The sequence below is a fragment of the Amycolatopsis sp. QT-25 genome (genome assembly GCF_029369745.1).
Lineage (GTDB): Bacteria > Actinomycetota > Actinomycetes > Mycobacteriales > Pseudonocardiaceae > Amycolatopsis.
The window spans coordinates 1,140,064-1,165,356 of record NZ_CP120210.1; the positions used below are offsets into that span (position 1 = coordinate 1,140,064).

Below are 25,293 nucleotides of genomic sequence, written 5' to 3' on the forward strand. Positions count from 1 at the left end.
CCGACATTCTCACCCACCGGCGTCCGCGGGGACGACTGGATGTGCCGAATCGCCCACCTGGGGACGGCCGGGCGAAAGGAGAGCGGGGGACCTTTGCTGTCGCTCTCCGAGAGAGAGTGATAGCAAAGGTCCCCCGCTCCCCGCGCAGGACCGTGGGCTATTTCCGCTTGATCATGCTCCGCACCTTTTTGATGGTCTGCTCGAAGTCGGAGTCGAACGGGTTGTCGTGCACCAGGTAGGTCCACGTCGTGTTCGCCCGCCGCACGCCCGCGTCACCGAGGTCGATGCCGTTCTCGGTGATCTCGGCCTCCTCGAGCGTCTTCGCCGCCCGCTCGGCCGCCTCCGGGATGATCTTGTGGAACTCGGGGATCGCCGCGCGGTGGAACTCGTCGATCGGCGTCTCCCGTGCCAGCGCCCGCAGGTGGATGCTCTCCCGTACGTCCGTCAGGAACGCCAGATGGTCCGACCACAGCTGGTCGATGTGGAACAGCAGCACCTCCCGGCACAGCTGGTGGACGCGGTCCTCGTCGTCGACGGCCTCCGAAAGCTCCTTGAACTTCTCCGGGTGCGCCTTCTCCAGCACCTCCGCCGCGTGCGCGGTCCGCAGCACCTTGTCCCGGTGCTCGAGCAGTTCACCGCGCTGCCGCTCGATCAGCCGCGTGTAGCGCCAGGTGTTGCGGTGAATCTCCAGGTCGACGCCCTCGGCGACGCGCTGCGCGTGGTTGATCTGCCGCAGCGCCGCCGGGTCGACGATCTCGCCGCTGCCCACGTCGGAGCTGATGCCCTCGGGGATGTCCGGCGCGTTCGACAGCACGAGTTCGTCGTTCAGGCTGGCGAAGAACACCGCGCTGCCCGGGTCGCCCTGCCGTCCGGACCGGCCGCGCAGCTGGCCGTCCAGCCTGCTCGACGGGTAGCGCGCGGTGCCGATCACGTGCAGACCGCCCAGTTCGACGACCTCGTCGCGGCCGGCACCGTCCTTGCCGCCCAGCCGGATGTCGGTACCGCGGCCGGCCATCTGGGTCGAGACGGTGACCGCGCCCTTCTTGCCGGCGTCGGCGATGATCTCGGCTTCCTCGGCGTCGTTGCGCGCGTTGAGCACGACGCATTCGAGGTCGGCCTTCGCCAGCTTCTCGGCCAGCTCTTCGGATTCGGCGACGTCCTGGGTGCCGACGAGAATCGGCCGCCCGCTCTCGTGCACCCGCCGGATCTCCTCCTCGATCGCGCGCAGCTTCTGCGACGGCGACCCGAAGATCCGGTCCTCCTGGTCTTCACGGATGTTCGGCGTGTTCGGCGGGATGACCGCGACCTCGAGCTTGTAGAACTCGCGCAGCTGCTCGGCGACCGCGACCGCGGTACCGGTCATCCCCGCGACCTCCGGATATCGCGCGAGCAGTGCCTGCACGGTGATCGAGTCGAGGATCTCGCCCCGGTCGGTCGCCTTGACCTGCTCCTTCGCCTCGACGGCGGCCTGGAGCCCGTCCGGCCAGCGCTGCAGTTCGGCGACGCGGCCGCGCGCGGCGTTGATCAGCTGCACCTTGCCGTCGCGCACCAGGTAGTCGACGTCGCGGGTGAGCAGCGCGTGCGCGTGCAGCGCCACGTTCACCGCGGGCAGCCTGTCCGAGCCCGTGTCGTCGTAGAGGTTGATGTCGTCGCCGAGGGCCTTCTCGACCACCGACGCGCCCGCCTTGGTCAACCAGGCGTTGCGGCCGTCGGCGTCGGTTTCGTAGTGCAGCCCGAGCCGCAGCCGCCGGACGATGTTCGCGACCTCTTCGTCGGCGTCGGTGTGGTCGATCGACCCCGCCATCACCAACGGCACGCGAGCCTCGTCGACCAGCACGGAGTCCGCCTCGTCGACGATCGCCACCTCGGGCGCGCGCTGGACCAGGTCCTCTTCGCGGGTCACCAAGCGGTCGCGCAGCACGTCGAAGCCGATTTCGCTCACGGCGCCGTACGTGACTTCCTTCGCGTACGCCTCGCGGCGCTCGTCGCGGGAGTGAGCGGGCTCGACCCAGCCGACGGAGACGCCGAGCAGGTCGTAGATCGGGCCCATCCACTCCGCGTCACGACGGGCGAGGTAGTCGTTCACCGTGACGACGTGGACGTGCTTACCGCGCAGGGCGTACCCGGCGCCCGCCAGCGCACCGGCCAGCGTCTTGCCCTCACCGGTCTCCATCTGCACGATATGCCCGCTGAGCAGGCCCATCGTGCCCAGCAGCTGGACGTCGAAGGCACGCTCGCCGAGGGCCCGCCGCGCGGCCTCACGACCGAGCGCGCAAACCTCGATCAGCTGGTCGTTGCCGAAGGAAGCGGCGTCGCGAAGCTTGCCGGCCCGCTCTGTCAGCTCCTCGTCGGAGAGCTTCTCCAACTCGGGCTCGAGCTTCTCGATGGCCGGCAGCAGCGCTTCGTAGCGGGTCAGCTCGACGCTGCCCGGCCGCTGGATGATCCGGCGCAGCTTCTTGCCCACCCGGCTGATCAGTGCTGCCACCCCTGTGCTCCCGTCTGCTCTTCTGCCGTCCGCACCCGTACCACCCCAACGCGGTGGGGGTGCGGCCGAGTTCCACGGCCGATGGCACGATCCAACCGTGTCCACTCATGTCAGCGCCAGGTCCCGTGCCCGTCGATTCGCCGCGATCACGCTGTCCGGCCTGCTCGCCGTCACTTCCGCCGCGTGCTCGTCGGGAGAGGGTAGAACCCAGCCCCCGCCTCCGGCCACCGAGTCGCACGCTCCGACCGGGCCGGTGCCGTCCGGCCTCGAGAAGTTCTACGGACAGAGCCTGACCTGGGCCGACTGTGCACCCTACGCGACATCCGATGACGCGAAAGCGGCGTTTCGAGTGAAGGACGCACAATGCGCCCGGTTGACCGTCCCGCTCGACTACGCGAAACCCGAAGGCGACTCGGTCACGCTCGGCCTCCTGCGCCGGAAGGCACTGGAAACCGACGAAAGGATTGGAGCGCTCGTGGTCAATCCCGGTGGTCCCGGCGCTTCCGGGATGGCGGCCGCGGCCGGTCTCGCCTCCCGGACGGCGACGAACGCCCTGGGCAAACGCTTCGACATCGTCGGCTTCGACCCGCGCGGCATCGGCGCGAGCCAGCCGCAGATCCGCTGCCTGACCGACGCCGAACGCGACGCGGACCGGGCGGACGACAGCGAGACGGACGGGTCACCCGAGGGAGTGAAAAAGCAGGAGACCGAGTCCCAGTATTTCGCGGCCAAGTGCGCCGAGCGGACCGATCACGGCCCCTCGATGCTCGCGAACGTGGGCACCCGTGACGTCGTCAAGGACATGGACGTCCTGCGGTCGGTCCTCGGCGATCCGAAACTGAACTACCTCGGCTACTCCTACGGGACACGGATCGGATCCGCCTACGCCGAAGCGTTCCCGGCGAACGTCCGCGCGCTGGTGCTCGACGGGGCCGTCGACCCGGAGCAGGACGCGGTGGAGTCGCTCGTCGCGCAGGGAGAGGGCTTCGGCAAGGCGTTCGGGGAGTTTTCGAACTGGTGCGCCGCGCGCGAGGACTGCGCTCTGGGGCGCGACGCCGCCGGCGTGACGAAGGCGTTCCAGGATTTGGTGCGGCCGTTGATCGATTTCCCGGTGCCGGTCAGCGACGGCCGGAAACTGTCGTACGAGGACGCGACGACAGGCGTGATACAGGCTCTCTACCAGGAAGATCTCTGGGAACCGCTGAACACCGCGCTCAACGACCTGAAGCGCCAGCGCGGCGACGGTCTGGAGAAGCTGGCCGACCTCTACAACGAACGCGGCGCCGACGGCCGCTACGGGACGACGCAGGACGCGTTCGTCGCGATCAGGTGCGTCGACGACCCGCGAGTCACCGATCCGGCGAAGCTCCTCGACGCGCAGAAGCGATACGCGCAGGCGGCGCCGTTCCTCGACGACGGCAAGCCGGACGGTTCCGCGCGCGACGCCTGCGCCTTCTGGCCGGTGCCGAACACCTCGGAGCCGCACCTGCCCAACGTCGAGGGCCTGCCGAAGACGCTGGTCATCTCGACCACGAACGACCCGGCGACCCCTTATCAGGCGGGCGTCAACCTCGCGAAAGCGATCAAGGGAGCTTTGCTGACGTTCGAGGGCAACCAGCACACGGTGTTCCTCCAGGGCGTCTCGTGCGTCGACCAGATCGGCATCGATTACCTGGTAAACGGCGCCCTGCCGGACGAAGGCACCCGCTGCGCCGCCAAGTAACGCCTTTGGCGCGAAGGGCCCTGACCGGCCGGGACGCGTGAAGATCCGCGTCCCGGCCGTGCTCGTCGCCGCCGCGCCGGTCGCCTCCTGCGCCAGCCGCAACCCGCGCCGGCGGTGTCTCCGACGACCACCGCGTCGCCGACCCCGGACCCGGAGGCGCTCGAGAAGTTCACTCGGCAGAAGCCGGCGTGGGGCGCCGGTGCGTCCTCCGCGGACAAGGGGCCCGACTGCGCGCAGCACACCGTCTTCCTCGACGGCAGCGAGTGCGTCGACAGCTCCGGTCTCGCGTACTTGATCGACGGCGAACTACCCGCTCCGGACACCCGCCGCTCCTGGCGGAAGAGCAAGGGACCTTTGCTATCGCCAGCCCCGCTGACCAGGTTTTTCCCGCCAAAAGGGAGCAAGGGACCTTTGCTATCGCCCGTTCCCCACGACGACCGCGTTATGCCTGGTCAACGCCAGCTCCAGCATCACCGCGAACTCCTCGGGCTTCGTCGGCGGCACCTGCAGCCACACCCGCACCAGCCGCCGCGGCTCGTCCCGCGAAATCCACAGCTTCGCGAACACGTCCGACTTGATCTCCGGCACGATCCCGCCGATCACCGCGGCCGGCACCTTCGCGGCGATCCGGAACGAATCGGTGTCCTGTACGCGCTCCCACCGTTCGCCCCGCAAGTCGGTCGCCCCGGTCAGCAGCCGCCGAAGCCCACCTTCGGCCCCGAGCATCGCTTCAGGAGTGTACGGTGCCGAAGCCGCAAGCACCCGCTCCCCAGCAGGCCCGCTGAGCGTGATCTCCGAGCCGGACAGCCGGTATTCGACCTTCACCCGTTCGAAGTCGTCCTGCAAGTCGGCCTTTCCGACCGCGCCACCCTCGCGACTGATCTCGCCGTCGAGCCCGCGCACCGGCAGCCCCGTGACGACGCCGTTCACTCCGAGCGTGAACCGCACGCTGCGCAACGAGACGAGGGAGTCGGCCGCCGCGCTCACGTAATCCTCGGCAGGCGGCAACGGGGGTGACCCCGCGCAGCCGCCGACGAGCCCGATCGTGAGCAGCAGCGCCGGCACGAGGTGACGGCAGCGCATGGCCAGAGCCTAGGTCCTTGGCCCGAATCTTTCGCACAGTGTCCTTCCAGCCGCTTCCGCCGGAAGCTGTCGCCGATGACGCTGTACCCGTGCAACCTCAGACCCGGCTCCACCGCGCGTGGTTCGTCGCAGCCGCCGCCTTCATCGCCCTGCTCGCCGCCGCCGGTTTCCGCGCGGCACCCGGCGTGCTCATCGACCCGCTTCACGACGAGTTCGGCTGGTCGCGTGCGACGATCGCGTCGGCCGTCTCGGTGAACCTCGTGCTCTACGGCCTCTTCTCGCCCTTCGCAGCAGCTCTCATGGAGCGCTTCGGCATGCGACGCGTCGCCTCGACGGCGCTGTGCGTCGTCGCGATCGGCGCGGGCGGCACCGTCTTCATGAATTCGAGCTGGCAGCTCATCCTCTGCTGGGGTGTCCTGGTCGGCGTCGGCACCGGCTCGATGGCGATGAGTTTCGCCGCGACGGTCGCCGCCCGCTGGTTCGTCCGCAGCCGCGGTGTCGTCACCGGGGTCCTCACCGCGGCGGGCGCCACGGGCCAGCTGATCTTCCTCCCGATCGTGGCGAACCTCGCCGTCGACGAGGGCTGGCGCACGGCGTCACTCGTCATCGCCATCGCCGCGCTGGCCGTCGTCCCCGTCGTCCTTCTGGTGGTCCGCGATCACCCGTCCGACATCGGAACGACCGCTTACGGCGCGGAGCCCGGCGAAGTCACTCCCGTCATTCCCACGGGTGGTTCCGTTCGTCGCGCGCTCTCGGTCCTCGGCTCGGCGGCGCGCACGAGGACGTTCTGGCTGCTCGCCGTCGGTTTCGCGATCTGCGGTGCCACGACGAACGGCCTGGTCAGCACCCATTTCGTCCCTGCGGCGCACGACCACGGCATGCCGCAGACGACCGCCGCCGGCCTTCTCGCCCTCGTCGGGATCTTCGACGTCGCGGGCACGATCGCCTCCGGCTGGCTCACCGACCGCGTGGACCCACGGATCCTGCTCGGCGTCTACTACGCCCTTCGCGGCGTTTCGCTCGCCCTGCTCCCCCAGTTGTTGAGCGGATCGGTGGAACCCAGCATGTGGGCGTTCATCGTCTTCTACGGACTCGACTGGGTCGCGACGGTCCCGCCCACCGTCGCGCTCTGCGTCCGGCAATACGGCGCCGCCGGCCCGATCGTCTTCGGCTGGGTCTTCGCCAGCCACCAGCTCGGCGCTGGTCTGGCGGCTGTCGGCGCCGGCGCGATCCGCGATACGTCGGGCAGCTACGCGCTCGCCTGGTACATCGCGGCAGGCCTCGCCGTGCTCGCTTCGATCGCTTCGCTGTCGATTTCCAAGGCGACCGAACCCGAACCGATCCTCGTGGCGTGATCCACCACTTCCGTTCGATCGGCGCGTCGCGAAACATGTCGTTAACACGGCCTCGTTAGGGTGCGGCCATGGATCGCCAGCAGGAGTTCGTGCTCCGTACCTTGGAAGAGCGCGACATCCGTTTCGTCAGGCTCTGGTTCACGGATGTGCTGGGGTTCCTCAAGTCCGTCGCGGTGGCGCCGGCCGAACTCGAGGGCGCCTTCAGCGAGGGGATCGGCTTCGACGGATCGGCCATCGAAGGCTTCGCGCGTGTCTACGAGTCCGACATGGTCGCGAAGCCCGACCCGGCCACCTTCCAAGTCCTTCCCTGGGAGACCCCGGACGGCGGCCCGTACTCGGCGCGCATGTTCTGCGACATCGCGATGCCGGACGGATCCCCGTCCTGGGCGGACCCCCGGCACGTCCTGCGCAGGCAGCTCTCGAAGGCGGCCGAAGCGGGTTTCACCTGCTACGTCCATCCCGAAATCGAGTTCTTCCTGCTCGCGAGCCTGCCGGACGACGGCAGCGAACCCGAGCCCGCGGACAACGGCGGCTACTTCGACCAGGCCAGCCACGCGACGGCGACGCACTTCCGCCGTCACGCCATCGAGACGCTCGAAGCGATGGGGATCTCCGTCGAATTCAGCCACCACGAGGGCGCGCCCGGTCAGCAGGAGATCGACCTCAGGTACGCGGACGCGCTGACCATGGCCGACAACGTGATGACCTTCCGGTACGTCGTCAAGGAGGTCGCGCTCACCCAGGGTGTCCGCGCGACCTTCATGCCGAAGCCGTTCACCAACCAGCCGGGTTCCGGGATGCACACCCACGTGAGCCTGTTCGAGGGTGACCGCAACGCCTTCTACGACGCCGAAGACCCGTACGAGTTGTCGGCGACGGGTAAAGCTTTCGTGGCGGGGTTGTTGCACCACGCGAAGGAGATCTCGGCGGTCACCAACCAATGGGTGAACTCCTACAAACGGCTGATCAGCGGCAGCGAAGCCCCGACGACCGTGTCGTGGGGCCGCGCGAACCGCTCCGCGCTGGTCAGGGTGCCGATGTACTCGCCCGGCAAGGCGTCGTCACGCCGCGTCGAGATCCGCACACTGGACTCCGCGTGCAACCCCTATCTGGCGTACTCGGTCATCCTGGCCGCCGGCCTCAAGGGCATCGAGAAGGGCTACGAGCTACCTCCCCCCGCCGAGGACAACATCTGGCAGCTCTCGGACGCCGAGCGTCGCGCGGCCGGATACGCCCAGCTCCCGCAGAACCTCGGCGAGGCGCTGTCCGAGATGGAAAAATCGGAACTTCTGCCCGAAGCGCTCGGAGAGCACGTTTACGACTTCTTTCTGCGTAACAAACGTGTTGAATGGGATAACTACCGCAGCGCGGTGACCCCGTACGAGCTGCGGACCCTGCTTCCGGTTCTCTAGACGAAGGAGACCTGATGGTGCGGCGACCGGTATTCGGAGTTCTGACGACCTTGGTCGCCGCGACCGTCGCGGCCACAGCCGTGCCGGCGGCTTCCGCAGTCGGAAAACCTCTCGATCTCGACGCCGCGGACATCCCCGCGCTCCAGGCCCGGATGTCCTCCGGACGGCTGACCGCGGTCGGGCTGACCTCGGCTTATCTCGAGCGCATCCATCGGGTCGACCGCAAGGTGAACGCGGTCATCGCGGTCAATCCGGCCGCGATCGTGCAAGCCGCCGAGAGTGACGTCCGGCGTCGCGCGGGCAAGACGCGGGGGCCGTTGGACGGCATCCCTGTCCTGGTGAAGGACAACGTCGACACCCGCTCCATGCAGACGACGGCGGGTTCGCGCGCACTGCGCAGCAAGCCCGCGAAGGACGCGACGTTGATCCGCCGTCTGCGTGACACGGGCGCGGTCGTCCTCGGCAAGGCGAACCTGTCCGAATGGGCGAACTTCCGTGCCGCCAAACCCACTTCCGGGTGGTCCGGCGTCGGTGGGCAGACGAACAACCCATACGTGCTCGATCGCAACCCTTGTGGGTCGTCCGCCGGGTCCGCCGTGAGTGTCGCCGCGTCGCTCGCCCAGGTCTCGATCGGCAGCGAAACCGACGGTTCGATCGTCTGCCCGGCCGGGATGACCTCGACGGTGGGGCACAAACCGAGCCTCGGCCTGGTGAGCCGCACCGGCGTGGTGCCTATCTCGGCCGAACAGGACACCGCCGGCCCGATGGCCAGGCACGTCGTCGACGTCGCGTTGACCCTGTCCGCGCTCCAAGGCCGCGACCCGAGCGACCCGGCCACCGGCGCCTACCCGCCGAACCAGCCGACCGACTACGCCGCGCATCTCCGGCCCGGCGTGCTGAAGGGCTCCCGGATCGGGCTCTGGCGCCTGCCGGTTCTCGGTCCGGATGTCGACGCCGTAGTGACGCGAACCAAGAATTCGCTGGTCAAGGCGGGTGCCGAGGTCGTCGAGGTGACGCCGCCGTACCAGGCGAGGCTCGGCGAACTGGAATTTCCGGCCCTGCTCACCGAGTTCCACCGGGACATCGATCGCTACCTGGCCACGCGCCCCGAAGGACCGCGCGACCTCGCCGCGTTGATCGAGTACAACCGCTCCGATCCGCTGGAGCAGACCTGCTTCGCCGGGCAGGAGCTCTTCGAACAAGCACTCGTCGCGCCCGGTCCCTCCGATCCCGGCTATCAGGCCATGCGGCGCGAACTCACCGATCTGGCGAAACGCTCGATCGACGAGACCCTCGCCAAGTACCGCCTGGACGCGATCGCCGCGCCCACGAACCCGCCCGCCTGGAAGACCGACTGCAAAACCGGCGACAACGACGTGATCCCGTCGTCGACGCCGGCCGCGGTCTCCGGCTACCCAGCGGTGACCGTGCCCGCCGGTTTCGTCGGCGAACTCCCGGTGGGGGTCTCGTTCATGGCGGGGCAGTGGACCGACGCCCGGGTGCTCGCCTACGCGGCCGACTTCGAACGCATCGTGCCCGCCCGTAAACCGCCCCGCTACCTGAAGACCGTCGGGTGAGGGTGGTTCACCCCGGCTGACCTGCGTCGATGTCGTTAAGTGACCCCCCTGTTTTCAGGGGGTTCCGGAGCATGTAATCTTCTCTTCGTCGCCAGGAACACCGGGCCACCGGGGCCGAAAGCCCCGAGGCAAGGAACCAGGGCCGAGCGGGTTGACACCGCGAACCGGACCAGGTAATGTTCAGCGTCGGCCCACGAGCGGCCGCCGACCCCCTACGAGTAATACTGTAGGATTCGGCATGCTCGACCAAAGCTTGTGAATATCGCTTTGAAACAAAGCGTGTTGCTTGAGAACTCAACAGTGTGCTAGTGAACTAAGCCAGTAGAGCTTATGTATTTGAACCTCGTTTGAGGTTCCTTTGAGAGCAAGTATTTGCCTCGATTGAATTCGAAGACATTGTTGGAGAGTTTGATCCTGGCTCAGGACGAACGCTGGCGGCGTGCTTAACACATGCAAGTCGAACGATGAAGCCTTCGGGTGGATTAGTGGCGAACGGGTGAGTAACACGTGGGCAATCTGCCCTGTACTTTGGGATAAGCCTGGGAAACTGGGTCTAATACCGGATATCACTATTCCTCGCATGGGGGGTGGTTGAAAGTTCTGGCGGTACAGGATGAGCCCGCGGCCTATCAGCTTGTTGGTGGGGTAATGGCCTACCAAGGCGACGACGGGTAGCCGGCCTGAGAGGGTGACCGGCCACACTGGGACTGAGACACGGCCCAGACTCCTACGGGAGGCAGCAGTGGGGAATATTGCACAATGGGCGCAAGCCTGATGCAGCGACGCCGCGTGAGGGATGACGGCCTTCGGGTTGTAAACCTCTTTCGCCAGGGACGAAGCGCAAGTGACGGTACCTGGATAAGAAGCACCGGCTAACTACGTGCCAGCAGCCGCGGTAATACGTAGGGTGCGAGCGTTGTCCGGAATTATTGGGCGTAAAGAGCTCGTAGGCGGTTTGTCGCGTCGTTCGTGAAAACTCCACGCTTAACGTGGAGCGTGCGGGCGATACGGGCAGACTTGAGTTCGGTAGGGGAGACTGGAATTCCTGGTGTAGCGGTGAAATGCGCAGATATCAGGAGGAACACCGGTGGCGAAGGCGGGTCTCTGGGCCGATACTGACGCTGAGGAGCGAAAGCGTGGGGAGCGAACAGGATTAGATACCCTGGTAGTCCACGCTGTAAACGTTGGGCGCTAGGTGTGGGCGACATCCACGTTGTCCGTGCCGTAGCTAACGCATTAAGCGCCCCGCCTGGGGAGTACGGCCGCAAGGCTAAAACTCAAAGGAATTGACGGGGGCCCGCACAAGCGGCGGAGCATGTGGATTAATTCGATGCAACGCGAAGAACCTTACCTGGGCTTGACATGTGCCAGACATCCCTAGAGATAGGGCTTCCCTTGTGGTTGGTGTACAGGTGGTGCATGGCTGTCGTCAGCTCGTGTCGTGAGATGTTGGGTTAAGTCCCGCAACGAGCGCAACCCTTATCCTACGTTGCCAGCGCGTCATGGCGGGGACTCGTGGGAGACTGCCGGGGTCAACTCGGAGGAAGGTGGGGATGACGTCAAGTCATCATGCCCCTTATGTCCAGGGCTTCACACATGCTACAATGGCTGGTACAGAGGGCTGCGATACCGCGAGGTGGAGCGAATCCCTTAAAGCCGGTCTCAGTTCGGATCGCAGTCTGCAACTCGACTGCGTGAAGTCGGAGTCGCTAGTAATCGCAGATCAGCAACGCTGCGGTGAATACGTTCCCGGGCCTTGTACACACCGCCCGTCACGTCATGAAAGTCGGTAACACCCGAAGCCCATGGCCCAACCCGCAAGGGGGGGAGTGGTCGAAGGTGGGACTGGCGATTGGGACGAAGTCGTAACAAGGTAGCCGTACCGGAAGGTGCGGCTGGATCACCTCCTTTCTAAGGAGCAACACATCCATCGTTCCCGGGATACCCGGAACCAGAACGATGGAGTGGCCAGGGTTTCAGCACCGACCGTGTGTTGGCACTGGTTGCTCAAGGAATTGTGGAACTACTGGTTATGGTGTCGCCGGCTTTTGCTGGGACGCTCAAGTACTGGACGAGTCGTGAGACGAGTTCGTGGAACGGGTGTTTCCGGGAAGTCGGGGAGATTGTTCGCTGGCATGCTGTTGGGTCCTGAGGCAACACGCCGAGGGGTTCACACGAGCTCCGGGAGTGGTTTGTTTCTGGTGTGGTGTTTGAGAACTGTAGAGTGGATGCGAGCATCTTTGTGGTCAAGTTGTTAAGGGCACATGGTGGATGTCTTGGCTTCAGGAGCCGATGAAGGACGTGGGAGGCTGCGATATGCCTCGGGGAGCTGTCAACCGAGCTGTGATCCGAGGATTTCCGAATGGGGAAACCCAGCACCAGTTATGTGGTGTTACCCGCATCTGAATATATAGGGTGTGTGGAGGGAACGCGGGGAAGTGAAACATCTCAGTACCCGTAGGAAGAGAAAACAACCGTGATTCCGTGAGTAGTGGCGAGCGAAAGCGGAAGAGGCTAAACCATGCACATGTCAAGCTGTCAGGCGTTGTGTGTGTGGTGTTGTGGGACCCGCCTTGAGAATTCTGACAGGTTCTCGGGTTTACGCGTGTGTTAGTGGAACGCCTTGGGATGGGCGACCGGAGTGGGTGAGAGTCCCGTACGCGAAAACACATGTTTGTGAATCTTGGTGGTGTTCCCGAGTAGCAGCGAGCTCGTGGAATTTGCTGTGAATCTGCCGGGACCACCCGGTAAGCCTAAATACTTCCTGAAGACCGATAGCGGACTAGTACCGTGAGGGAAAGATGAAAAGTACCCCGGGAGGGGAGTGAAAGAGTACCTGAAACCGTGTGCCTACAAGCCGTCAGAGCCCGAGTACATCCTTGTGGTGTTGAGGTGATGGCGTGCCTTTTGAAGAATGAGCCTGCGAGTTAGTGCTGCGTGGCGAGGTTAACCCGTGTGGGGTAGCCGTAGCGAAAGCGAGTCTGAATAGGGCGAATGAGTCGCGTGGTCTAGACCCGAAGCGGAGTGATCTACCCATGGCCAGGCTGAAGCGTCGGTAAGACGACGTGGAGGGCCGAACCCACTTAGGTTGAAAACTGAGGGGATGAGCTGTGGGTAGGGGTGAAAGGCCAATCAAACTCCGTGATAGCTGGTTCTCCCCGAAATGCATTTAGGTGCAGCGTCACATGTTTCACCACGGGGGTAGAGCTACTGGATGGTCTAGGGGCCTTACCGGGTTACCGAAATCAACCAAACTCCGAATACCGTGGTGTGAGAGTGTGGCAGTGAGACGGCGGGGGATAAGCTTCGTCGTCGAGAGGGAAACAGCCCAGAACACCAGCTAAGGCCCCCAAGTGTGTGCTCAGTGGGAAAGGATGTGGGATTGCCCAGACAACCAGGAGGTTGGCTTAGAAGCAGCCACCCTTGAAAGAGTGCGTAATAGCTCACTGGTCAAGTGGTCCTGCGCCGACAATGTAGCGGGGCTTAAGCACACCGCCGAAGCTGTGTCATTCGCACATATACATCCATCACCTCCTTGAGAGTGTGATGCAGTGGTGTGGATGGGTAGGGGAGCGTCCTGCATCCGGGGAAGCGGCGGCGGAAGCCAGTCGTGGAGGGTGTGGGAGTGAGAATGCAGGCATGAGTAGCGAATGCAGAGTGAGAAACTCTGCCGCCGGATGACCAAGGGTTCCTGGGCCAGGCTAATCCGCCCAGGGTAAGTCGGGACCTAAGGCGAGGCCGACAGGCGTAGTCGATGGATAACGGGTTGATATTCCCGTACCCGAGCACGTGCGCCCAGGATGAGGCGGTTGATACTAACCACCCAAAGCCAGTGATTGAAGTCTTCGGATGGAGGTTGCTGTGTGGAGCGTGGGATCTGATTCCGTAGTAGTCGAGTGATGGGGTGACGCAGGAAGGTAGCTCCGCCAGTGAGTGGTAGTACTGGTGTAAGCGTGTAGGCCGGAGTGTAGGTAAATCCGCACTCTATATAGGCTGAGACGTGATGCGTAGCCGATTGAGGTGAAGTAGAGTGATCCTATGCTGCCGAGAAAAGCCTCTAGCGAGTGCGTGCACGGCCCGTACCCCAAACCAACACAGGTGGTCAGGTAGAGAATACTAAGGCGATCGGGTGAACTGTGGTTAAGGAACTCGGCAAAATGCCCCCGTAACTTCGGGAGAAGGGGGGCCAGGGTTCTTGAAGCTTCTTGCAAGCTAGGGAATCGTGGCCGCAGAGACCAGCGGAAAGCGACTGTTTACTAAAAACACAGGTCCATGCGAAGTCGCAAGACGATGTATATGGACTGACGCCTGCCCGGTGCTGGAACGTTAAGAGGACCGGTTAACCCTTTCGGGGGTGAAGCTGAGAATTTAAGCGCCAGTAAACGGCGGTGGTAACTATAACCATCCTAAGGTAGCGAAATTCCTTGTCGGGTAAGTTCCGACCTGCACGAATGGCGTAACGACTTTCCGGCTGTCTCAACCACAGGCCCGGCGAAATTGCACTACGAGTAAAGATGCTCGTTACGCGCGGCAGGACGGAAAGACCCCGGGACCTTTACTATAGTTTGGTATTGGTTTTCGGTTCGGCTTGTGTAGGATAGGTGGGAGACTGTGAAGCTGGCACGCTAGTGTTGGTGGAGTCGTTGTTGAAATACCACTCTGGTCGGATTGGGAATCTGAACCTCGGACCATGATCTGGTTCAGGGACAGTGCCTGATGGGTAGTTTAACTGGGGCGGTTGCCTCCTAAAGAGTAACGGAGGCGCCCAAAGGTTCCCTCAGCCTGGTTGGCAATCAGGTGTCGAGTGCAAGTGCACAAGGGAGCTTGACTGTGAGACAGACATGTCGAGCAGGGACGAAAGTCGGGACTAGTGATCCGGCACCACCTGGTGGAAGGGGTGTCGCTCAACGGATAAAAGGTACCCCGGGGATAACAGGCTGATCTTGCCCAAGAGTCCATATCGACGGCATGGTTTGGCACCTCGATGTCGGCTCGTCGCATCCTGGGGCCGGAGTAGGTCCCAAGGGTTGGGCTGTTCGCCCATTAAAGCGGCACGCGAGCTGGGTTTAGAACGTCGTGAGACAGTTCGGTCCCTATCCGCCGCGCGCGTAGGATACTTGAGGAAGGCTGTCCCTAGTACGAGAGGACCGGGACGGACGAACCTCTGGTATGCCAGTTGTCACGCCAGTGGCATGGCTGGTTGGCCACGTTCGGAAGGGATAACCGCTGAAGGCATCTAAGCGGGAAGCCTGTTCCAAGATGAGGTATCCCACCCCTTGTGGGTTAAGGCCCCCAACAGACCATTGGGTTGATAGGCCAGAAATGGAAGCACAGTAATGTGTTGTCGAGTTGACTGGTACTAATAGGCCGAGGACTTGCCCACGAAGATGTTACGCATCCACTCTACAGCTCTGAAACACCACACCGATCTGGAAACAGACTCAGTGTGTGTTGTTTCGTAGTGTTTCGGTGGTTATAGCGTCAGGGAAACGCCCGGTCCCATTCCGAACCCGGAAGCTAAGCCTGACAGCGCCGATGGTACTGCAACCGAAGGGTTGTGGGAGAGTAGGACACCGCCGAACCCACCTTGAACAGGGTCCAGGCCCCGGTCGAGAACCACGAGTTCTCCCGGGGCCTGAACCCTATCCCCATACCCAGGCCCCGCCCGTGACAGCAAAGGTCCCTTGCTCTCCGCGGCCTCGCTCAGTAGCTCCATCGGCCGACCGTGCGTCGGCGTACAGGCGACGAGAAGACCAACGAAGTCGTCGTTTCCCCATAGCGCTGCATCCGCTCGATAAGCTTCTCTAATTCTGCGTTGTTCCGGCACGCCACCCGTGACGTGATCGGCGTCGAGCATTTGTGGCAGCGCCAGGATGGTTTCGCGGAAGCGAGTCGTAGCGAGTCGTGTCGAGGCTCCGCACCTTCGCCCGGACTATCGCCTCGATCGGTAGCCCGAGTTTCGCCAGGTCGATGCTGGCCGAGTATCCGTTGATGACTCCGTTCTCCTCGAGCCGGCGGATCCGCTCGGTTACTGCGGGCGCGGACAGCGACACCCGCCGGCCGAGTTCCGAGAAGGTCAGCCAGCCGTCGGCCTGGAGCAGTTCGAGTAACTGCCAGTCGACGTCATCGAGGTTCATGGAACTCCAGGTCGATCGTCATACCAGCCAGAGATCTCTAGGCTAACCGCCGGTGAGACCGGGATTTTCCGATGTTCGGATTGATCAGTGACCACCAGGATTGAGACATGACGACCGAGCCCCGTGTACTGATGTTCCCGGCCCTGAACAGCGCGATCGCAGCCGCGCACTTACGAGCCGAACTCGCACACTTGAGGTGGACCCCGACGATCTTGCTCGAGACCTCACGTCTGATGCTCGGCACGGATACGTGATTGTCGAGACTCGAGTGCCTGAAGCCTTCGCGTCGGCCCGCATCCCCGGGGCGGTCAACCTCCCGTACCGGGACATGACTCTCGAGTCGGTCAGCAAGCTGGATAGCGACCTTGTGTACATCTGCTCCTGCGAAAGCATCCACTGCAACGCCGCCACCAAGGGAGCCCTGAAACTCGCAGAGCTCGGCTCCAAGGTCAAACGCCTGTCCGGTGGCATCACCGCGTGGCAAGCAGCTGGCTATCCCGTTGACCGGGACATTTCGACGACTGCCCTCACTGCCGTGACCCCTTCACGCTGCACCTGCTGACCAGAGGAGAGCAGGGGACCTTTGCTACCGCCTCGCTCCGGAGCGATAGCAAAGGTCCCCTGCTCTCTCGACGGTCGTAGGCTGGCGGGGTGACCGCCCTCAAGTTGCTCGTCATCCAGCTGGATGCATCAGACCCGATCGGCCCGCTCGGCGACTGGCTCACCGAGGCGGGAGCCGAACTCGACGTCCGGTTGCTGCCCGATCGAACGCTTCCCGCCGACCTTGATGGATACGGGGGCGCCGTATGTCTCGGCGGCGGGATGGGCGCCAACGATGACGCCGCACATCCGTGGCTCGCGGATGTGCGGAAGGTTCTTTCGAAGGCTGCTGGCGCGCGCATCCCGACGCTGGGAATCTGCCTCGGTGGTCAGCTCCTGGCGGTGGCGTTGGGCGGCAGTGTCGCCACAGGTGATCGAGGGCCTGAAGTCGGCCCGGGACTCGTGTCCAAGAAGGACGCTGCTTGGACCGACCCGCTCTTCGCGGACCTACCGCTCATGCAAGACGTCCTGCAGTTCCACAACGACGCGATCACCCGGTTGCCCGCGGGTGCCGAACTCCTGGCTTCTTCGCCGCGGTATGCCTACCAGGCGTTCCGTTTCGACCGTTGTGCCTACGGTGTCCAGTTCCATGTCGAGACGACGCCGGACGTGGTCCTCGACTGGGCGCGGCAATCGCCGGAAATGGCGGAACTCACCCGGCCGGGCGTACTGACTCCGGAAAACCTCGCCCGGGTGCATGCCGATATCACCGAAACCTGGCGACCGTTCGCCCACCGCTTCGTCCGACTGGTGTCCGGTGACCTCGCCCCGGCTGCGGACCGTCAACGTACATTGCCGATGGCTTAACGACTTATGTCTCAAATGCGTATGGGTTGTTAACACTCCGGGCTTGCCGTCAGGTACCTTGCGAAGGGAATTTCGAAGGGTTCGGAGGTCAGGGTGGAGCCCTCACTGTTGGTCGTGCTCGTCGTCGTCACGGCCCTGATTTTCGATTTCACGAACGGGTTCCACGACACGGCCAACTCGATGGCGACGTCGATCGCCACCGGAGCGTTGCGTCCCAAAGTCGCGGTGACGATCTCCGCGGTCCTGAACCTGGTCGGTGCCTTCCTCTCCGTCGAAGTGGCCAAGACCATCTCGAATGGATTGGTTGACGACACCAAGATCGGACCGGCGATCGTGTTCGGTGGTCTGATCGGGGCGATCGTGTGGAATCTGGTCACCTGGTTCGTCGGACTACCGTCCAGTTCGTCCCATGCGCTGTTCGGTGGCCTGATCGGCGCTACATGGGTGTCGGCAGGGACGGACTCCGTCCATTTCGGAAAGATCGTCGAGAAGGTGCTGGTTCCAGCGGCCCTGTCGCCGGTCTTGGCCGGCCTCTTCGCGATGATCGTGACTTACTTCGTCTACCGGATCTTCGTCCGCCGCGGCCGGACTGCCGGCTTCCGAGTCGGGCAGATCATCTCGGCTTCGCTGGTCTCGCTCGCCCATGGCACGAACGACGCGCAGAAGACCATGGGTGTGATCACGTTGACGATGATCACGGCCGGAACCCTTCCCGCGGGGGCCGGACCACCGCTCTGGGTGATCGTCAGCGCGGCACTCGCGCTGGCGCTCGGCACGTACCTGGGCGGCTGGCGAATCACCTACACCCTGGGTAAAGGGCTAACGGACATCGATGGGCCGCAGGGCTTCGCCGCGCAGACCAGCTCGGCTGCGGTCATCCTCGCTTCGACGAACTTCGGTTTCCCGCTTTCGACCACGCACGTCTGTTCTGGTGGCATCGTCGGCTCGGGCGTGGGCAGGAACGAGTCACCGGTCCGCTGGCGTACGGCCGGCCGCATGGTGATCGCCTGGCTGTTCACGCTTCCGGCAGCGGCCATCGTCGGTGCTGGGGCCGGTCTCGTGACCTCGACAGGCACGGTGGGCACGATCTCCGTCGGTGTGGTCGGCCTAGCGATCGGCGTCGGGATCTACTTCCTTTCCCGGCGAAGCCCGGTCAACGCCGGCAGCTTCACCACTCCCGTCCCGCCCCTTCCTGAACCGGAAGTCGGCAGGATCGCCGCCTAGCGAAGCAAGGGACCTTTGGTATCGTCGTGCGAAGGTGACACCAAAGGTCCCTTGCTCCTTGCGCGTCCGCCTGGCCATGGCCGGAAGAGCGACTACGGTGGAAGCCGATGGTTGAGCGAGCCAGGCCGACCGCTTCCGTGGCGAGATACGGCTTCACCGACCCCCGCGCCGACGGGCAGCTACGTGCTGCCGGTTGGTGGACCGAATCCGGCCCGGAAGGCTCCGCCGCCGACGTGTTGTCGGCACTGTCCCGCACGGCGGATCCCGATCTCGCCCTGAGCGGACTGGACCGGATCCGAGAAGCAGACTTGTCCGCCTGGGACGAGCTGGACCAGGCGCTACGCTCCAATCGCACCTTCCGCGGTCGAATGCTCGGTGTCTTGGGTACTTCGAGCGCGCTCGCGGACTTTCTGGTCGCGAACACCGACCGTTGGAAGACCCTCGCACACGAGAAGAGCGCTGAGCCGAATCAGTACGTGAGGAGTCTCCTCAAGCACCTACGGCCGCAAGAGGAACTGCTTACAGGGCTTGAGTCGGAGCATGCTCTTCGCGTCGGATATCGCGAGCTGCTCCTCGGAATCGCGGCCGCGGACCTCGGTCATTTGGTCGAGCCAGGCCTCCGCCAGCCGCCCTACGCCGAGATCGGCGCTCAGCTCACCAAGCTGGCCGAGGCCGCGCTGACGGTAGGACTTCTGGTCGCGGAGGCTGAGGTGGGCGCCGGGGCCGAGGATCGGCTTGCCGTGATCGCGATGGGTAAATGCGGTGGTCGAGAGCTGAACTATGTGAGCGACGTGGACGTCATCTTCATCGGTGACGGAGATCTCTCGGTTTCCACGCGGCTGGCCAGCACGATGATGCGTGTGGTCGGCAAAGCCTGTTTCGAGGTCGATGCCGCGTTGCGTCCCGAGGGCAAGGCGGGCGCCTTGGTCCGGACTCTCGACGGACATGCCGCCTACTATCAGAAGTGGGCCAAGACTTGGGAGTTCCAGGCCTTACTCAAGGCACGGCCGGTCGCGGGCGATGCCGAGCTCGGGCGCCAGTACGCGGAGATGGTCGCGCCGAAGGTGTGGGCAGCGGCCGATCGGGAGAACTTCGTCCCCGAGGTGCACAAGATGCGGCGCCGCGTCGAAGGTCATGTGCCTTCCGCGCATGCCGAGCGGGAGCTGAAGCTAGGGCGTGGAGGCCTTCGCGACGTCGAGTTCGCCGTGCAGTTGCTGCAACTGGTCCATGGCCGGATCGACGCGGAGCTACGTTCTTCATCCACGATGGACGCGCTCGCCGCCTTGGGAGAAGGCGGGTACGTCGGCCGTACGGATGCCGCGGAGCTCGCCTCCTCGTACGAGTTCCTCCGGACCATCGAGCATCGGCTCCAGCTTCGCCGACTACGGCGTACGCATCTGTTCCCTGCCGCTTCGGACTCCAGCGAGCTGCGAACGATCGCGAGGGCGAGCGGTGTACGACCCGCCCGTGGCAGAAGCGAGGGCGACGCGTTGCTGGCGGAATTCCGTCGCCACCTGCAAAACATCCGCCGTCTTCACGAGAAGCTCTTTTACCGCCCACTGCTGCAGTCGGTCGCGAACGTGCCGACCGAAGCACTACGGCTGACTACGAAACAGGCGGAGAGCCGTCTCGCCGCGCTTGGTTATGCCGCGCCGGACGGGGCCTTGCAGCACATCAAGGCACTGACCGCGGGAATGTCCCGTCGGGCGGCCATCCAGCAGGCGCTGCTGCCGGTTCTGCTGGATCTTCTCGCCGACACCCCGGATCCTGACCGCGGACTTCTCTCTTACCGGAAGGTGTCGGAAGCGCTCGAAGAAACGCCTTGGTATCTCAGGGTCCTCCGTGATGAGGGTGCCGTTGTCGAGCGGCTGGCTTTCCTGCTGGGTACGTCGCGGTTGGTGCCCGACTTGCTTGCGAGAGCGCCGGAAGTTCTGCAACTGCTCGGTGATCCCGCGCGGTTGGCCGGTCGCACTCCGGCTGAAGTGGCCACTTCGCTACGAGCCACGGTGCGGCGCCAACCAGGCTTGAACGCCGCGGTCGCGGCAGCGAGATCGCTTCGCCGGCATGAGATGTTGCGGATCGCCTCGGCGGACCTGCTGGGGCTGCTCGACGTCCCAGCGGTCTGCGAGGCGTTGTCGAGTGTGTGGGCCGCCGTATTGCAGGGTGCCTTGGCCGCTGCTTTTCGTCAGCGTCAGGCGGAACTCGGCCAGACGCCTGCGACGATCGCTGTCATCGGTATGGGGCGTCTCGGTGGGGCCGAACTCGGCTACGGGTCCGACGCGGACGTCCTGTTCGTATGCGAACCTGCCGAAGGGGTGTCGGACTCCGAAGCAGCGAAGTTCGCTTCCTCTGTCGCCGAGACGGTGCGCAAAACCCTCGGTGCGCCCAGCCCCGACCCGGCGTTGGTCGTCGACGCCGATCTTCGGCCGGAGGGGCGGAGCGGCCCGTTGGTGCGAACTCTCGAGTCCTATCGCAGCTACTACGGGCGATGGGCCGAGGTCTGGGAATCGCAGGCGCTGCTCCGCGCCCGGTTCATCGCCGGTGACGACGACCTCGGGGCACGGTTCATCGAGATGATCGACCCCATTCGGTACCCGCAGGAGGGCCTCGACGCGATCCGGGTGAGGGAGATCAGGCGAATCAAGGCGCGGGTGGAGACGGAGCGAATGCCCAAGGGCGCTGACCCGACACGGCACACGAAGCTCGGGCGCGGGGGGCTCGCCGACGTGGAGTGGACCGTGCAGCTCATGCAGCTGCGTCACGGGCATCGGGTCGAAGGGCTTCGGACCACTTCGACAATCGAGGCGCTGAAAGCCGCGGCGGAGGCCGGGCTCGCCGAGATCGCCGAGATCGAATCCCTGACCGAGGCGTGGTTGCTGGCCACGCGTGTCCGTAACGCCGGAATGCTGGTCAGAGGTAAGGCCGTCAACGAGATCCCCAGCTCTGGTCGAGACCTCGCCGCGGTCGCACGAGTGCTCGGTTACTCGGCCGACGACGATCCAGGCGAATTCCTCGATGCCTACCGGCGGACGACGCGACGCGCCCGCGCAGTCGTGGAGACCCTCTTTTACCAGGGCTGATCAGCTCTGATCTACGGCAAGTGAGCAAGGGACCTTTGCTGTCACTTGCCACGGGATGGGCGAGCGTGGCAGCAAAGGTCCCTTGCTCACACTCAGCGTCGCGGACGGAGGGGGGCACTTACAGTGGAGCGGTGACTGTGCGCGAGCCATTTCGCACCCGGATCAAGGTGCGCCACTACGAGCTGGACACGCTGGGCCATCTCAACCACGCCGTCTACCACTCGTACGGCGAGGTTTCCAGACTTGAGCTGATGGAGCTCGCAGGTGGCCTCAACTCGGGCATGCGCGACGCGAATCTCGCCTTCGTGCTGCTCGAATCCCACATCGTGTTCCGGCGCGAGCTTCGGGCCGGCGATGTCGTCGACGTGACCTGTGACGCCAAGTTCGGTGCCGGCAAGACCTTCCACATGGACTCGAACATTTACAAGCTCGACGGCACCCTCTCCGCGGAGATCACCTGCACCTTGGGGCTGATGGATCTCGAGCGGCGCAAACTCGTGGACGACCCGCGTGGCCGTATCGAGCGGGCGGGCGTCGATCTGAGGGTTCTCTCAACTTCGGAGTAACGCGCCGCGTAGATCACATAAAGAAACGCCGGTGGTGAGGGCGCTTCCGCACCTCACCACCGGCGTGCTCTTGGTGTTTCCTACCGCACGATCACACGTCGTAGTACAGCGAGAACTCGTACGGGTGCGGGCGCAGCCGCAGCGGATCGATCTCGTTCTCACGCTTGTAGGAGATCCACGTGTCGATCACGTCCGGGGTGAACACGCCACCCTCGAGCAGGTAGTCGTGGTCGGCTTCCAGCGTGTCGAGAACCGCGCCGAGATCGCCAGGAACGAGCTTGACGTTCTGCGCCTCTTCCGGCGGCAGCTCGTAGAGGTCCTTGTCGATGGGCTCCGGCGGCTCGATCTTGTTCTTGATGCCGTCGAGACCGGCCATCATCATCGCCGAGAACGCCAAGTACGGGTTACCGGACGAGTCCGGGCACCGGAACTCGGCACGCTTGGCCTTCGGGTTGTTGCCCGTGATGGGGATACGGACACAAGCCGACCGGTTCCGCTGCGAGTACACCAGGCTGACCGGAGCCTCGAAGCCCGGCACGAGCCGGTGGTACGAGTTGACGGTCGGGTTGGTGAAGGCGAGCAGGCTCGGCGCGTGCTTGAGCAGGCCACCGATGTAGTGACGGGCCGTGTCGGACAGGCCCGCGTATCCCGACTCGTCGTGGAACAGCGGCGTGCCGTCCTTCCACAGCGACTGGTGGCAGTGCATGCCCGAGCCGTTGTCGCCGGCGAGCGGCTTCGGCATGAAGGTCGCGGTCTTGCCGGCGGCGAACACGGTGTTCTTCACGATGTACTTGAACAGCTGCAGGTCGTCGGCAGCGTGAAGCAGGGTGTTGAACTTGTAGTTGATCTCGGTCTGACCGGCGGTGCCCACTTCGTGGTGCGCGCGTTCGATCTCGAAACCGGAGCCCTGCAGGTTACGGACGATCTCGTCGCGCAGGTCGGCGAAGTGGTCGACCGGCGGGACGGGGAAGTAGCCGCCCTTGAACTTCGTCTTGTAACCCTGGTTGCCGCCCGGCACGTCGGCACCGGTGTTCCACCAGCCCTCGACGGAGTCGATCTCGTGGAACGAGGCGTGCTCGGCGGAGTCGAACCGGATCGAGTCGAAGATGTAGAACTCGGCTTCCGGACCGAAGAACACGTTGTCGGCGACGCCGTACTCGGCGATGTACTGCTCGGCCTTGCGCGCGATGTTGCGCGGGTCGCGGCTGTACGCCTCACGGGTGAACGGGTCATGCACGAAGAAGTTCAGCGAGAGCGTCTTTGCCTTGCGGAACGGGTCGATACGCGCCGTTTCGGGGTCGGGGAGGAGCAGCATGTCGGATTCGTGGATCGACTGGAACCCGCGCACCGAGGAGCCGTCGAAGGCCAGGCCTTCTTCATACGCTTCCTCGTTGAACGCCTTCGCCGGAACGGTGAAGTGCTGCATAACGCCGGGCAGGTCGCAGAACCTGACGTCGACGACTTCTACGTTCTCGTCGGCGATAAGGCGCTGAATGTCGTCTGGAGTAGTGGGCACCCTCGGTGACTCCTTCTCGTTCGTTGCCGGCGGCAGTACTCTCTTCGGCTCACGCTAAGAGCGCGGTGTTGCCCGACCGTCACCCGTATGTTTCGCCGGTGTTAACGGGGCGGCGATATCAGGTAGCCGACCAGGGCGAATGTGGCCCGCGCCACCGGCATACCCTGGACGGGTGGCGAGATGGACCGGAGAATGGCTACCCGGAGCCGGGGATGAAACGACGGCCGGTGGCGAGGGTACGCAGCGGTGGCGTGGCGAGCGACTCGGCTTGCCCCAATCGGGCGTCGGCTCGGTGGCGGGCGGTGGTGCACGTTTTCTCGGGCTGATCATCGACTTGGTTCTCGCCTCGCTGGTCACCACTCTCTTCGTGACTCCCAGCCTTCAAGATCCGGCCGTCATGCAGACGTTCAATCTCTGGTCGGTCGGCGTCTGGGCGGCGATCACGGCCATTCCGGCGGCCTTCTTCGGCTTCACGCCCGGTATGGCAGCGGTCGGAATCCGCGTCGCCCGGCTCGACGGCGCGCAAATGGTCGGCGTGTGGCGTGCCATCGTGCGGGCGGCGCTGACCTTCGTGATCATTCCGGCGGCGATCCGCAACATCGACGGCCGAAGCTGGCTCGACCGGCTGACCGGCACCGTCGTGATCCGCATGCGATGACCTCGGATGACGAGCAAAGGACCTTTGCTCTCGCCGAAGGGAGCGGCTGCCGAACCGGCTGTGGTCAGGCGGCCGGTGCCGCAGGAGTGCAGCTGACATCCGGAGGCGGTCGTTGGCGAGCACGGCGGTGGGCAGTTCGTAGCTCTTGAATCACTACCAGCGGCTCGTCTCGTAGTCGCGCGGGACTTACCCGGACGACGATGAGGCCCGGTGCGGCAAGAGCCGGCGTTTCGGACACCTTCTCCGGTTCGAGAGCGACCTCGTCGTGACGAACTTGCACGGCGACGCCGACCTGCGACCACCAGGCGTCGGCGACACCGACTACGTGCCCGTCCGAAGTTCGTAGCTCTGCATTTCGCGCTGGACTGGGCAAGCCGCTGCGCTCGAGCACGGATTCCAGCCATTGCTCGACGGCGGAGTCGACGCCGTCCTGAAGGGCGTTGACGACGATTCGGGGTAGTGCCGAGCCGATCGTGCTGGCTTGCGCCAGCTCGTCTCGGAGTTCCTCTGGAGTGCAGAGCCCACGATGGACCGCGTCGTGGATCATCTCGCGCACCGTCTTGAGTTCGTCCATGCGCCGAGCCGCGTCGATCAGGGCCCGGGCGAGTGGTGCTACGGGAAGCCCCTCGATCTCAACTGGTTCCGGCAGATGGATCGTCCGTTCGACGACGGCGAACCCCCAGGTGGCGACCTTGCTTCGATGAGGAATCAAGGTGTGGGCCCGTCTTTCGGGCGGGAGTCTTCGGACTCCGTACAGCCTGGCGGCTTGCACTCCGGTGAGCATCGCGTCTGAGCCTGCATGGGTGAGGGCCACCTTCAAGAGTTGACGCCTGGTCGGTGTGGCATTGGTCAGGAGGATGACGCCGGGGATCGGACGCCGCCAAGGGCCACTTTCGCGGCAACGGCGAGAAATCCAGGAATGGGAGTGCCCCAGGGCGACGAGGTTCGCCCGGGCGGCCACGCCGTCCGGGAACATCGCTGCCAGCGCCGTCTCCCGGGCGCTCGAAGTTCTGTCCACTCGGTGATCATGCGACCACCCACCGACAGTTTTCGCCCGGAGATGAATCAGG

The 25,293-nt window shown here is 64.4% G+C and carries 14 protein-coding genes, 3 rRNA genes and 1 pseudogene; 13 read left to right on the forward strand and 5 right to left on the reverse strand.

The window, feature by feature from the left end:
* Positions 1–157: 157 nt before the first annotated feature.
* Positions 158–2,485 (reverse strand): accessory Sec system translocase SecA2, encoded by a 2,328-nt coding sequence (gene secA2 / locus P3102_RS05635; RefSeq protein ID WP_276367110.1) that lies wholly within the window; start codon positions 2,483–2,485, stop codon positions 158–160.
* Between the two features lie 97 nt (positions 2,486–2,582).
* Between secA2 and P3102_RS05640 the strand changes: the two genes are divergently transcribed.
* Positions 2,583–4,208 (forward strand): alpha/beta hydrolase, encoded by a 1,626-nt coding sequence (locus tag P3102_RS05640; RefSeq protein WP_276367111.1) that lies wholly within the window; start codon positions 2,583–2,585, stop codon positions 4,206–4,208.
* Positions 4,209–4,622: 414 nt separating this feature from the next.
* Here the strand turns inward: P3102_RS05640 and P3102_RS05645 are convergent, their stop codons facing one another.
* Complete coding sequence (locus P3102_RS05645) at positions 4,623–5,291, reverse strand: LppX_LprAFG lipoprotein (RefSeq protein ID WP_276367113.1); 669 nt, start codon at positions 5,289–5,291, stop codon at positions 4,623–4,625.
* A gap of 89 nt (positions 5,292–5,380) precedes the next feature.
* On the opposite strand from P3102_RS05645, the gene P3102_RS05650 reads away from it, so the two are divergent.
* The 6 genes from P3102_RS05650 (at position 5,381) to rrf (ending at position 15,217) form a co-directional block, all read left to right on the forward strand.
* A complete protein-coding gene (locus P3102_RS05650; protein ID WP_276367115.1) occupies positions 5,381–6,646 on the forward strand; it encodes an MFS transporter in 1,266 nt (421 codons plus the stop codon).
* A gap of 68 nt (positions 6,647–6,714) precedes the next feature.
* Entirely contained in the window at positions 6,715–8,058 is a 1,344-nt protein-coding gene (gene glnA, locus P3102_RS05655; RefSeq protein WP_037303423.1) for a type I glutamate--ammonia ligase, read from the forward strand.
* Positions 8,059–8,072: 14 nt separating this feature from the next.
* Positions 8,073–9,635, forward strand: coding sequence for an amidase (locus P3102_RS05660; RefSeq protein ID WP_276367117.1), 1,563 nt, complete (start codon positions 8,073–8,075; stop codon positions 9,633–9,635).
* A 396-nt stretch (positions 9,636–10,031) separates the two neighbouring features.
* Positions 10,032–11,546: ribosomal RNA gene (locus P3102_RS05665) — 16S ribosomal RNA — on the forward strand.
* 333 nt (positions 11,547–11,879) lie between these two features.
* Positions 11,880–15,018: ribosomal RNA gene (locus P3102_RS05670) — 23S ribosomal RNA — on the forward strand.
* Positions 15,019–15,100: 82 nt separating this feature from the next.
* Positions 15,101–15,217, forward strand: a 5S ribosomal RNA gene (gene rrf / locus P3102_RS05675).
* Together the 16S, 23S and 5S rRNA genes form the textbook arrangement of a ribosomal RNA operon.
* A 121-nt stretch (positions 15,218–15,338) precedes the next feature.
* On the opposite strand, the pseudogene P3102_RS05680 reads toward rrf, so the two are convergent.
* Positions 15,339–15,772, reverse strand: a pseudogene (locus tag P3102_RS05680) (Lrp/AsnC family transcriptional regulator).
* Positions 15,773–16,040: 268 nt separating this feature from the next.
* Here P3102_RS05680 and P3102_RS05685 point away from each other — a divergent pair.
* The 5 genes from P3102_RS05685 to P3102_RS05705 all read left to right on the forward strand — a co-directional run bounded on the left by P3102_RS05685 (position 16,041) and on the right by P3102_RS05705 (position 22,049).
* A complete protein-coding gene (locus P3102_RS05685) occupies positions 16,041–16,334 on the forward strand; it encodes a rhodanese-like domain-containing protein (RefSeq protein WP_346660158.1) in 294 nt (97 codons plus the stop codon).
* An 89-nt stretch (positions 16,335–16,423) separates the two neighbouring features.
* Positions 16,424–17,179, forward strand: a complete 756-nt coding sequence (locus P3102_RS05690; RefSeq protein WP_276367119.1) for a type 1 glutamine amidotransferase — start codon at positions 16,424–16,426, stop codon at positions 17,177–17,179.
* A gap of 93 nt (positions 17,180–17,272) precedes the next feature.
* The gene (locus P3102_RS05695) at positions 17,273–18,403 is read left to right on the forward strand and encodes an inorganic phosphate transporter (RefSeq protein ID WP_276367121.1); all 1,131 of its coding nucleotides are present in this window, start codon (positions 17,273–17,275) and stop codon (positions 18,401–18,403) included.
* A gap of 107 nt (positions 18,404–18,510) precedes the next feature.
* Positions 18,511–21,483 (forward strand): bifunctional [glutamine synthetase] adenylyltransferase/[glutamine synthetase]-adenylyl-L-tyrosine phosphorylase, encoded by a 2,973-nt coding sequence (locus P3102_RS05700; RefSeq protein WP_276367122.1) that lies wholly within the window; start codon positions 18,511–18,513, stop codon positions 21,481–21,483.
* A 131-nt stretch (positions 21,484–21,614) separates the two neighbouring features.
* Complete coding sequence (locus P3102_RS05705; RefSeq protein WP_276367124.1) at positions 21,615–22,049, forward strand: acyl-CoA thioesterase; 435 nt, start codon at positions 21,615–21,617, stop codon at positions 22,047–22,049.
* A 91-nt stretch (positions 22,050–22,140) separates the two neighbouring features.
* On the opposite strand, the gene glnA (P3102_RS05710) is transcribed toward P3102_RS05705, so the two are convergent.
* Complete coding sequence (gene glnA, locus P3102_RS05710) at positions 22,141–23,565, reverse strand: type I glutamate--ammonia ligase (protein ID WP_276367125.1); 1,425 nt, start codon at positions 23,563–23,565, stop codon at positions 22,141–22,143.
* 172 nt (positions 23,566–23,737) lie between these two features.
* Between glnA (P3102_RS05710) and P3102_RS05715 the strand changes: the two genes are divergently transcribed.
* On the forward strand, positions 23,738–24,223 hold the full coding sequence (locus P3102_RS05715) for an RDD family protein (protein ID WP_276367126.1): 486 nt from the start codon (positions 23,738–23,740) through the stop codon (positions 24,221–24,223).
* Positions 24,224–24,287: 64 nt separating this feature from the next.
* Here P3102_RS05715 and P3102_RS05720 read toward each other — a convergent pair whose 3' ends face one another.
* Positions 24,288–25,241, reverse strand: coding sequence for a hypothetical protein (locus P3102_RS05720; protein WP_276367128.1), 954 nt, complete (start codon positions 25,239–25,241; stop codon positions 24,288–24,290).
* Positions 25,242–25,293: the final 52 nt, after the last annotated feature.

Excerpts from the sequence above, each read along its gene's own strand:
- P3102_RS05660 (WP_276367117.1), top strand. The coding sequence starts at position 8,073 with ATGGTGCGGCGACCGGTATTCGGAGTTCTGACGACCTTGGTCGCCGCG.
- P3102_RS05645 (WP_276367113.1), bottom strand. The coding sequence starts at position 5,291 with ATGCGCTGCCGTCACCTCGTGCCGGCGCTGCTGCTCACGATCGGGCTC.
- glnA (WP_037303423.1), top strand. The coding sequence starts at position 6,715 with ATGGATCGCCAGCAGGAGTTCGTGCTCCGTACCTTGGAAGAGCGCGAC.
- P3102_RS05700 (WP_276367122.1), top strand. The coding sequence starts at position 18,511 with ATGGTTGAGCGAGCCAGGCCGACCGCTTCCGTGGCGAGATACGGCTTC.